The following is a 10,483-nucleotide window of genomic DNA, read 5'->3' on the forward strand; positions in this document are numbered from 1 at the left end:
ACTGAGGTCCCTCCTTCTCTTCTTTTTTTCAATTCATTAACGATTACTTAGCAGCGTCCCAATCATTAACTTCCTTCGTTACGTCTTCAAGTCCGAGCTTGTTCAGCTGGCTGACGAATTTATCGAAGTTATCGATGGAGTCAGAGCCCATAATAACTTTCGTGTAGTATTCGATAACGGCTTGCTCGATCGTCTTCAAGCGATTTTTCATAGCGTCCGTTGAAGCGCCGTAAAACTCGTCCATCTTGAACAGGTTATTGTTCACATACTCGTTCATGTACCTGAAGGAACCTGTTTCACCGAATACCTTCTCGAATTGCGCATTGGCGTTGTCGCCGTCTTTGTATTTTTGAATGTTATCGTAATAGCCTTTCTCCTCGGCATTCAGCTTAGACGCATCGCCAGTCTTGAATGCCTCCGTCACCTTCAGGTGGGCTTGCAAGTTTTTCTGTGCCTTCCAAGCCTTTGCGACCGCATAGTGGTGCCCTGGAGCAGGCGCCGGTCCCAAGAACTTATCGAACTCCTCTTGCGTTGTATCGCCGTAGTTCAGCTCCGTCCAGAAATTGATTAGCTTCATAATCGCTTCAGGATGCTCATAGCCACTGCGCATCACAAAGTAGCTTTCCACGTTCAGCTTGATCTGAGGATTAGCGGGTTTATCATCCTTGGACACGATCGGATAAGCCAGCCAGTTCGAATCCGGGAAATTGTCCTTCGTTTGCTGCATCGGGTACATGCCGTTCCACATCGCGCCGAAGTTGAAGCCAACAAGTCCAGATGCAGCCAACTCCGCTGCTTTGCCCGAATCCTTGGCTCCGAAGTCCTTCTCGATCAAGCCTTCTTTGTATAATTTGTTTAAATACGCAAGGGCGTCCTTTACTTCCGGTTGCGCACTGCCGTATACGAGCTTGCCATCCGCGCCGCGAACCCACGCTTTCGGGTAAGCATCGAATGCATTGAATAGGCCGAGCGCTTCGGCGACGCCGGGAGCTAGGAAATCCTTGTTCAGCATGAGGCCGACCGTATCCTTCTTGCCGTTGCCGTCAGGATCCTGCTCTACAATAGCTTTCATTGCCGTGTACAGCTCGTCCGTCGTCTTCGGAACCGGAAGACTCAGCTTATCGAGCCAATCCTGCCTAGCCCACAGGAAGGACGCCCCGTCGATCGCGGAGTTCGTTCCTGGAATCGCAATCAGCTTGCCTCCGAAGGTTGCCGATTCGAGCGCCGTATTGCCTTCCTCCGTAATAATCTGCTTCGTCAATGGTGTCGAAAATTTCTCGTATACGTCCGTTAAATCCGCATATAGATTCGTTTTGGACAAGGATGCCAGCTGCTCTTGACTGACGCCGATCAGATCGGGAATATCGCCCGAAGCAATGGCTACGCTCATCTTCTGCTTCGCAGCGTCTCCACCCTTCGTATACCATAGAGGCTTAATGATAATGCCTAGCTCTTCTTTATAGGCTTTAATCCATTCGCTGTTTTCCCATTTTTCTTCGGTAAACTCATCGGCGATGGGATCTCCGATTGCAACGCCAACTGTCAATTCAATAGGCGGATCGAACTTGGCCATCGGATCAATCGGCGCTTCGGTCGCTGCATTCGCGCCATTATTGCCACCTTCGTTGTTAGGTGCATTGTTGCCGCCATTAGAGCTGCACCCGGCCAGAAGCGATATGCTCAGAAGCGTTGCCGCCGCCGAGGTCATTACTTTCTTTTTGTTATTTGTCATGCTTGCTCCCCCTGTCATTCTTAATTACTTACATAATAAGCTTATCGTCCGAAGGGGAAGAAAACGATTTCACAATTCCGAGAATCCTTGCACTCTACCGACTTCATTAAAGAAACAGACCGTGCAGCTCTCCATATCTTTCATTTGGAGAACATTGCACGGTCTGTTTCTTTCCATTCATTAACTTCCTTCGTTATTTCATCAAGTCCGATTTGGCCAAGCTTGGCTGCGAAAGCATCGAATTGGTCAATAGACTCTGTCCCCATAATCACTTTCGTGTAATATTCGGAAATCATTTGATCAATCGTCAGCAATCGAGACCTCATCGCTTCCGTAGAAGCGCCGTAAAACTCGTCCATTTTGAACAAATCACGTTGTACATAATCGTTCATGACGGCGTAGGAGCCCGTCCTGCCAAATACTTTCTCGTATTGGGCAAAGGAATCGTCGCCGGCGCTGTATTTGAGAATATTGTCATAGTAGCCCTTTTCCTCGGCATTCAGCTTGGACAGCACTCCCGTCTCGAGAGCATCTTTAATATCCAAATAAGCTTGCAGGTTTTTATTCGATTTCCACACTTTGACTACTGCATAATGATGGCCGGGAGCCGGAGGCAGACCAAGAAATCGATCGTACCTCTCTCTCCCCGCATCGCCGTAGTTCAGCTCCGTCCAAAAGTTTATCAGCTTGATCAAAGCTTCCGGATGCTCGTAGCCGCTTCGAACGACGAAATATTGCTCCACATTCAGCTTGATTTGCGGATGAGCGGGCTGTTCATTCTTGGACACGATAGGGTATGCTCTCCAGTCGGAATCCTTGAATCGATCTTTCGTTCCTTGCAGCGGATACATGCCGTTCCACATCGCGCCGAATACGACGCCCCCTCTTCCGCTTGCTGCAAGCTCTGCTGCCGCAGGTGTGTCCATTGCCGCAAAATCGGTCTCAATAATTCCTTCCTTATACATGCGGCTCAAAAAGGCAAGCGCATCTTTCACTTCAGGCTGAACGCTTCCGTATGCTAGATTTCCGCCTTTGTCTTTGACCCAAATTTTCGGATAAGCGTCAAAAGCGTTAAACAAACCGATAGCTTCAGCCAAGCCTTGATTCAAAAAATCTTTGCTCAGGACGAGACCGATCGTATCTGCCTTGCCGTTGCCATCCGGATCTCGGTCCTCAAAAGCTCTCATGACCTCTTCCAGCTCGCTTGCCGTTTCCGGCACCTTCAACCCGAGCTTGTCCAGCCAATCTTGGCGAATCCACATGAAGGAAGCTCCGTCAATAGCGGAGTTAAGCCCTGGAATCGCTATAAGCTTTCCGTCAAACGTAGCGGATGCCAGCGAACGCTTGTCGTCCTCATTCAGAATCGATTTGGTCAGCGGTGTCGCAAAGGTATCATATACGCTCGTCAGATCGGTATACAAGTTGGTTCTCGAGATCGCAGATAATTGTTCGCTGTTAACGGCCAACAAATCAGGAATTTTGCCCGACGCGATCGCAACGCTCACCTTTTGCGTGATCGCTTCCTTTCCCTTCGCATACCAAGCAGCCTTCATATCAATGCCCAATTCGTCCCGATAAGCGCGTAACCATACGCTATCCTCCCACTTCTCTTCGGTAAAGTCCGACATGACGTCTCCGATCCCGACTCCGGTCGTCATCACCACACTTCCGCGACCATCAGGCGGAACGCTTACCTGGACTCCCGCCACGCCGGAATCGCCCGTCTGGCCGGCGCATGAGGCCAGTATGCATGTCGCAAGAAGTATGGAGGCAGCCTTCATGCTTCGTCGTGCCATTTTCATCCCCCTCAAAGCCGTTTCCCTCCTCATGCTGTCCGAAATTCCTGCGGTGTCTGCCCCGTTTCCTTCTTGAAGAAGCGGCTGAAATAACCGGCTGACGTGAAGCCAAGCGCTTTGGCAATATCCTGCACGAGTCTTTGCGGCTCAGAAAGCATTTCTTTGGCTCTTTGAATCTTCAAAGCGGCGATATAATCGGATATCGTAATACCCTTTGATTGCTTGAACATTCTAGATAAATAATCCGGATTCAGGTATACCTGCTCCGCCAGGTTCGTTATGGAGAGGTCGCCATCCAAATGGGTTTCGATATAATAAATGATTTTCCCCAGCACGTCTCCCCGCATTTTGGAAGACTGCGCCGCATGATAATGATCGAATAAATTAACGAGGTGCTCAAGCGTTGCTATGCTTTCCTTACGCGAGTGAAAGATCGCAGGCTGGAGGAGCTTAGCAATATGAGGAGCAACGGCTGAGTCGCGGTCCAATCCGAATTTGTTGGCTGCCGTCAGAAGCCGCAGCGCAACCGCGCAATACATTTCCATATACCTCATCTCGTCGATGGCCTCCCACTCTGCATAGGAGCTGAGTTCCGATAGAATCGACTGCACTTCGTCCTTTCGCCCGGATTCGATGTACGTTTCCAGCGCATTCGCTCGTTTGTGGAACACCTCGATGAATCCACGTACTTCCTCCTCATCCTGCTTGGCCATGAACGGCAGATTTCTGTCCGTTATAATAATTTGCTTCGCGTCATAACAACGGGACAAGAACGCTTTGAGGATCGTGAACTGTTTAGAGGTGTCGCCCCATTCTATGAACTTATCCGTAAGCGCGAACGAGAATGTGTGTCCCGTAGATTTCTCGGCCGTTTGCTGTATCGTTTCGATTGAACCTTGAAGAAAGGTTATAAGCCGCTCTTGCGTTTGAAAGGCGTTGTCACGAGCTTGTATGAGCAGCACATAATACTCCCGATTGTAAATAACATCCGCATAATCTACATAGGTGGACAAAAAACGAACGCAAACGGAGTGAAGGGCCGTGAACAAAAGCTCCTTTTCGGGAAGCCTTATCGAAGTCGCGGCCAAATCCATCCTCGCAACCGCCATGATGAGCGACCGATCGATAGCAAGTCGGATTCCGAGCCCCTCCAACGTATGCGCTGTGAGCTCTTCCTTGGGCTGCAATCCCTCCAGCAGGTCGGATATGAACAGCGCGCGATGATGACCCGCTTGCTGCCGCTGGATCTCGCGTGCTTGCTTGATCAGCATGTCCATCCTCTGCTGCTCTTCGAGCTCCGCTATCGTCTTGCGAACCGCCTCGACAATCGCTTCGTCCCCCTCGGACTTCAGTATATAGTTTTCGGCGCCGTTCTTGATCGCATGATGAACATAATCAAATTCGTCGAAGCCCGTTAGAAAGATAAGCCTGCACTCCGGCCAGCTTTGCTTGACCCGATCACCGAGCTCCAAGCCCGACATCTTAGGCATCTTTATGTCCGACAGTAAGATGTCGATGCGCTTCTCCGACATGGCCCTGAGCGCTTCCAGTCCGCTGGATGCCTTGTACAGTTCAAGCCGGTGGCCTTCATTTTCCTGAAATAGCTCGTGCAAACCGTCAAGCAGAAGCTTTTCGTCATCCACGATTAACATCCGATACATCTGCCATCGCACCTTTCCGTTCGATGATCAATTCTATTTTTAGGCCTCCAAGCTCGCTTCTGCTGGCCCGCAACCCGCTTCCAGCACCGTAGCTGTATTGAAGTCTCTTATGAACGTTCAAAATCCCTGTAATCTCMTGAGCTTCTTGGTCTCCTGTCAGAAGAGCATTCAGCTTCGCCAAACCGTTGTCGCTGTCTTCGCCATTATCCTCCACAACGACGACGGCTCTTTCCCATTCATCCAGAAAGCTTACTCGGAGCATGCCGCCTTCGGTCACGTTTTCTAAACCGTGCACGAATGCATTTTCCACCAATGGCTGGATAATGAGACGGGGGACCGATAATGGCTTGAGGCTGTCCGGCACTTCACCAAACTCGACCGACACCCGATCCGAGAATCTTGCAAGCTGGAGCATTACGTAATTGCGAGCGTGCGAAGCTTCATTCTCAAGCGGCACCGTATCTCTCTTATTGCGTGTGATGAACTGAAAATACTTGGCGAGCTGATTCGTGAACTGTACAGCTTCCTCGTCTTTCTGCATCTTAATGAGTCGGATAATACTGAATAAGCAATTATAGAGAAAATGCGGGTTGATCTGTGACTGGAGTTGCTTTAGCTCCGCATTTTGCCGATGAATCTGCTGATTGTACACCTCGTCGATGGATACCTTCATGTTGATAAGCATTTCATTGAATCGTTCATACAAATATCCGAATTCGTCGTCCTTGTCATGGCGAATATTAAGCTCGAAATTGCCTTCCTCCACTCTTTTAAAAGCACGAACAAGCTTCACCATCGGTTTGTTAATGACTCTGTTGATATAGTACAGATAAAGCGCAACCATCATAACGGTAGCCCCGAAGAATAGCCAAAACCATTGAATATACTCGGATATCGTCCGAAACATCGTAGGCTTGTACAAATAATGATCGACATATAAACGGCTCTCCGTCAAATCCGAGTGAACGAAGATATAGTCTTTATCCAAATCTGCGGGGGGCAGCTCGTTGGATGATTCTGACTCAACCTTTACGAGCTTTCTATAATGCTCCTTAATGGGTTGCTCTAGCTTATCATCCGCAACTGCAATTATATTATTGGCATTGCTGCCTAGTCCAAGAACGAGCGCACCCGTAAATTCTTTTTCTAATGCGGCTTGGGCCCCCCGCTTCAGTTCGCTGGATCGCAGTTCGATTTCAACGATTATTTCAGGAGTGTCTTTATATTCGCTCTCAAGGGGGTATGCGACGATAAGCAGGCTATCGTTATATGAAATAATGTTATAGGGATCATTAAGCATCGCAGGAGTAATCACATCCTCCTTCATCAACCCATATCCATCGACAGCCGAAATTTCTATTCCGATGTTTGACAGATATAGTCGCGTGTCTACGATTAAGTCGCTGCTATTCCGGATAGACACAAGCTTTGCCCGTAAAAAATGAATCAATTCGATTTTGCGATAAGGTTCAAGAATGTCGTACGCATTGACCAATTGGATCAGATACGTATCGTTCAGCATGTCATATTGGAGCGAATTAAAGCGGTCCAGTGTCCCGTTAAGCCCGCTTATATAGTTCTCGGACTGGGTTTCGGCAGAGTCCACGATATCTTTCCTGAGCAGGCTGGATGCCCAACTATATAATATCCCGGCAAGAATATAGATCGGAATCGTTGCGGCAATGAAAGCAATAAACAAACGTTTATAAATAGATGATTGCCATAAGCGATGCGTAAGCTTCATTTCCGTCCCCTTTCATAGACGCGTTGGTAATATTTTATTATACCCGTCTGCTGAAAGGCATAACAATGAGACAAATCCGACTCTTCTTTCACTTTGCCGATGCAAATGATATGGCCAGATAACGGGCAAACAAATGAAATCGCCCTCCGCTTCAAAGGGAAGCGCAGGGCGATTTATAAACGGGAGATCAAAACTCAGCAAAACGCTAAATAAGATTGCAGTAAAAAACCGGATTAATACAATACGGGTAACTTATCAAGTGTAATCGCATATTCATGATGGTACGCCTGGAGTAGTTCCTCCTCGGAAGTCCACTCTGCAGTCGATCCAAATTCGTTTGACCAGATCATGTACCAAACCCACGGAATTCTAGTTATCGAGAGTTGATTTATACTGGGCAGCACCCCAATCTCTCCTAATGCAACTAACTTCGGTTCTGAGGTTATGCGCACGAGTTCCTCATATTCGGGCTGCAAATCCGTATGCGTATGCTTGGGAGGATACAGGTCTCTTGATATCACGTCAGTTACATCATCACCTACATATCCTTCCGCCAAAGGTGAGTTCCAGACCCAGATCAGATTATTCAGAGCATGAACGCGCGTATATCGGTCATACATAATGCGGTACAACTGCTTAGCAACCTCCGGGCCTTTGTGACCCCACCAGAACCATTCCCCCTCGGCTTCATGGAAGGGTCTCCATAGAACCGGAATCCGAATCTCGCAAAAAGGTTTCAGGATATCGGCCATATGATCCATATCGGAAATGAACGCCTTATACTCTTCCGTTCCTTCTATTACAGCCTTGGAGGCGTCAAATGTTGTATGATTCGAATAGAATCCCTTATCCCAGCTTCCAAAAGGAGAGAACCAATGCCAGGTGAAGGTGATCAAGCCTTTTCGTTCTGCCCATTCCCAAGCCCGGTCAAGCGTATTTCGGTTCTCTTCAATCTCAAGCAGGCACTCAGCACTGCTGTTTTCATGATTAATATTCGGCGAATAACTTAACAGCTCAAAGCCGCAAAGCGCAGGAAGCTTCCCCGTAACCTTTTCGATGTACTGGAGTTCCTGTTGCGAATTGGTTTGCGTGTGTTGTCCGGTAATAATAGCTTTGCCAGCTATCCCGATTAAGTACTGTAGTACTGCTTTTACTTCGTTGGAAGCATTCGGATTGCAAGGTGCAATTGCAGCGATATTCGGATTTCCCATGGGTCACTTCCTCTTTTTTGGATAGGCTTAGAGGAGTCAAGCCTTACTCTGCCTTAACTGCTTTAAGTCTGAACCATCCGCTTTCATAGTCTTTCTGATGATAAGCAAGGCGCAGTCCCAATTGCATGAGCCTGTCTCCCCCATAGCTTGACGTTTCCCCATGGTCACCTGACCAAACTTCGTATTCAAGTTCCGGGTTAAGCCCATCAAGCCGCAAGGCTCTTCGCGGTGCATTCGGCACGGCCATCACTTGGAAATAGTACACAACGGCTTCCTCTTTGTCTTCGGATACAAACATCCAAGCCGATTCGTTCCCTTCAAATGGACTCTTCAGGCGATACAAGTCGCCCTTTTGAACTAATCCGCGAATTTGCTTGTAGGTCATGACTTGGTTTTTGACGATCTCTTTTTCTTCATCGCTGAATTTGGTTAGATCAAGCTCATAGCCAAAGTTTCCGGACATGGCGACGTTCCCTCGAAAATCAAGTGGCGTTATCCGTCCAACTTGATGGTTAGGAACGGCTGAGACATGAGCTCCAATTGCACTTACTGGGTAAACAAGGCTCGTACCGTATTGTATCTTTAACCGTTCTACAGCATCCGTATTATCACTTGTCCAGGTTTGAGGCATGTAGTAGAGCATTCCAGGATCGAAGCGGCCTCCACCGCTTGAGCAGCTCTCAAACAGAATATTCGGATATGCCGTGGTGATGCGTTCCAACAGCTCGTACAATCCTAGAACATAGCGATGGGCCGTCTCCGATTGACGTTCAGAGGGCAGTGAAGCGGAACCCATTTCAGTTAGAGCACGGTTCATGTCCCATTTCACATAAGAGACCGGCACGCTGGAGAAGATCGCCGAAAGGGAGTCGTAAATGTAATCTCRAACTTCCTTTCGAGTATAATCCAGCACGAGCTGCCATCTTGCTTCGCTGCGCCTGCGTCCGGGAACATGAAGACACCAGTCCGGATGCTCCCGGTAAAGATCGCTGTCCGGCGATATCATCTCGGGTTCAAACCAAAGTCCGAATTCTAGCCCAAGCCGATTAATGCGTTCCGCCACATCCGCAAGTCCGTCCGGCAGCTTCCGGCGATCCTCGTGCCAATCTCCAAGAGATGAATTATCGGAATCCCGCTTGCCGAACCAGCCGTCGTCCAATACGAACAGCTCTATTCCTAGCTTCGACCCCTCTTCCGCTATTGCTAACAACTTATCAGCATTGAAGTTAAAATAAGTAGCCTCCCAGTTATTGACTAGAATCGGCCGCTCTTTATCCCGATATCCCCCTCGGCATAGCCTTGTCCGGTACAAGCGATGATAAGTACGCGACATCTCGCCCAATCCTTGCTTAGAGTAAACCATAACGACTTCCGGTGTTTGGAAGCTATCGCTTGGATTTAGCAGCCATGTGAAGTCAAAGGAATTCACTCCCATGCTCATTCGCGTAGAGCCGAATGAATCCACTTCAGCTGCCGCTTCGAATCCGCCGCTGTATACTAAGCTGAAGCCGTAAGCTTCACCATGGTTTTCCGTTGTATCAGGAGTGACCAACGCGGAAAAGGGGTTTAACTGATGGCTGCTCATGCCTCTCTTGCTATCGATTCGAGTCTCGCCTTGATGAAGCGCTCTACGGGTTATATTGCCTTCTCGCGCCCAGGCTCCGGAAAGATAGATGATTTCTAAGTCCCCTTTATCCATGAAGTCTACGCTTGCACTTAGCGCACGGAGAAGCCGAAGCTTCTTCCCCCCTTCATTGCTCAAGCGTGCAGAACGGATAATGACATTCCGATCAGCGAAGACGGTATAGATAAGGACAACTTTTAGACCCGAATAGGCATCCTTCAGCTCCAGCTCCAAAGTTTCTGCTTCGGTTTCATCCTCTACATAAACGGCTGGAAGTCCAGCTAATGAAGGTTTCCCCCTTATGAGCTTGTAACCTTCGTACTTTAGCTCCGTAATTCGAGTTCCATCCTCAAGCTCTACTTGATAAGCCGGGTTACGAAAGTCCCCGCTCCCGTATTGAGGGTATTCTTGGAATAAGCGATCCAATCCAGCCTTCTCTGGAGTGTGAATGAATAAATCCGCCATGGGTTCCCGGTGCTTCAGTTTATCCCCCCAATATACGTGAATAGGATAACCGTCCACAATTTGAATAAGATAACTCATGCMGRCCGACTGCAGATGAAAAAGCCCCGTATTCTCTTGAACAATGATGCCCATAACACTTCTCCTCTCAACACTGCCCATTCAGAGCAAATGTTTTCATGTGTTCTCAAATAAAATATGGTTTTAAGCTTGGCACTGATTACTAGATGCTATGTCAACTATACAGGAATAA

6 protein-coding genes are annotated in these 10,483 nt (G+C 48.3%); all 6 read right to left on the bottom strand.

All coding sequences use genetic code 11. From position 1 onward, the window contains the following. Positions 1-43: 43 nt before the first annotated feature. The 6 genes from AB4Z33_RS25040 to AB4Z33_RS25065 all read right to left on the bottom strand — a co-directional run bounded on the left by AB4Z33_RS25040 (position 44) and on the right by AB4Z33_RS25065 (position 10,365). The gene (locus tag AB4Z33_RS25040) at positions 44-1,732 is read right to left on the bottom strand and encodes an extracellular solute-binding protein (protein WP_442052503.1); all 1,689 of its coding nucleotides are present in this window, start codon (positions 1,730-1,732) and stop codon (positions 44-46) included. A 140-nt stretch (positions 1,733-1,872) separates the two neighbouring features. Next, the gene (locus AB4Z33_RS25045) at positions 1,873-3,528 is read right to left on the bottom strand and encodes a hypothetical protein (protein ID WP_442052504.1); all 1,656 of its coding nucleotides are present in this window, start codon (positions 3,526-3,528) and stop codon (positions 1,873-1,875) included. A gap of 29 nt (positions 3,529-3,557) precedes the next feature. Then, on the bottom strand, positions 3,558-5,189 hold the full coding sequence (locus AB4Z33_RS25050) for a response regulator (RefSeq protein ID WP_442052505.1): 1,632 nt from the start codon (positions 5,187-5,189) through the stop codon (positions 3,558-3,560). Further along, the gene (locus AB4Z33_RS25055) at positions 5,164-6,933 is read right to left on the bottom strand and encodes a histidine kinase (RefSeq protein ID WP_442052506.1); all 1,770 of its coding nucleotides are present in this window, start codon (positions 6,931-6,933) and stop codon (positions 5,164-5,166) included. Before AB4Z33_RS25055 ends, AB4Z33_RS25050 begins: the two co-directional genes overlap by 26 nt. A 233-nt stretch (positions 6,934-7,166) precedes the next feature. Further along, positions 7,167-8,144 (bottom strand): glycosyl hydrolase, encoded by a 978-nt coding sequence (locus AB4Z33_RS25060; RefSeq protein ID WP_442052507.1) that lies wholly within the window; start codon positions 8,142-8,144, stop codon positions 7,167-7,169. 43 nt (positions 8,145-8,187) lie between these two features. Continuing rightward, positions 8,188-10,365 carry an alpha-galactosidase gene (locus AB4Z33_RS25065; RefSeq protein ID WP_442052508.1) on the bottom strand — a complete coding sequence of 726 codons (2,178 nt, stop codon included), beginning with the start codon at positions 10,363-10,365 and terminating at the stop codon, positions 8,188-8,190. Between the last annotated feature and the right edge of the window lie 118 nt (positions 10,366-10,483).

The organism is Paenibacillus sp. 2TAB19, assembly GCF_052115185.1.
GTDB lineage: Bacteria > Bacillota > Bacilli > Paenibacillales > Paenibacillaceae > Pristimantibacillus.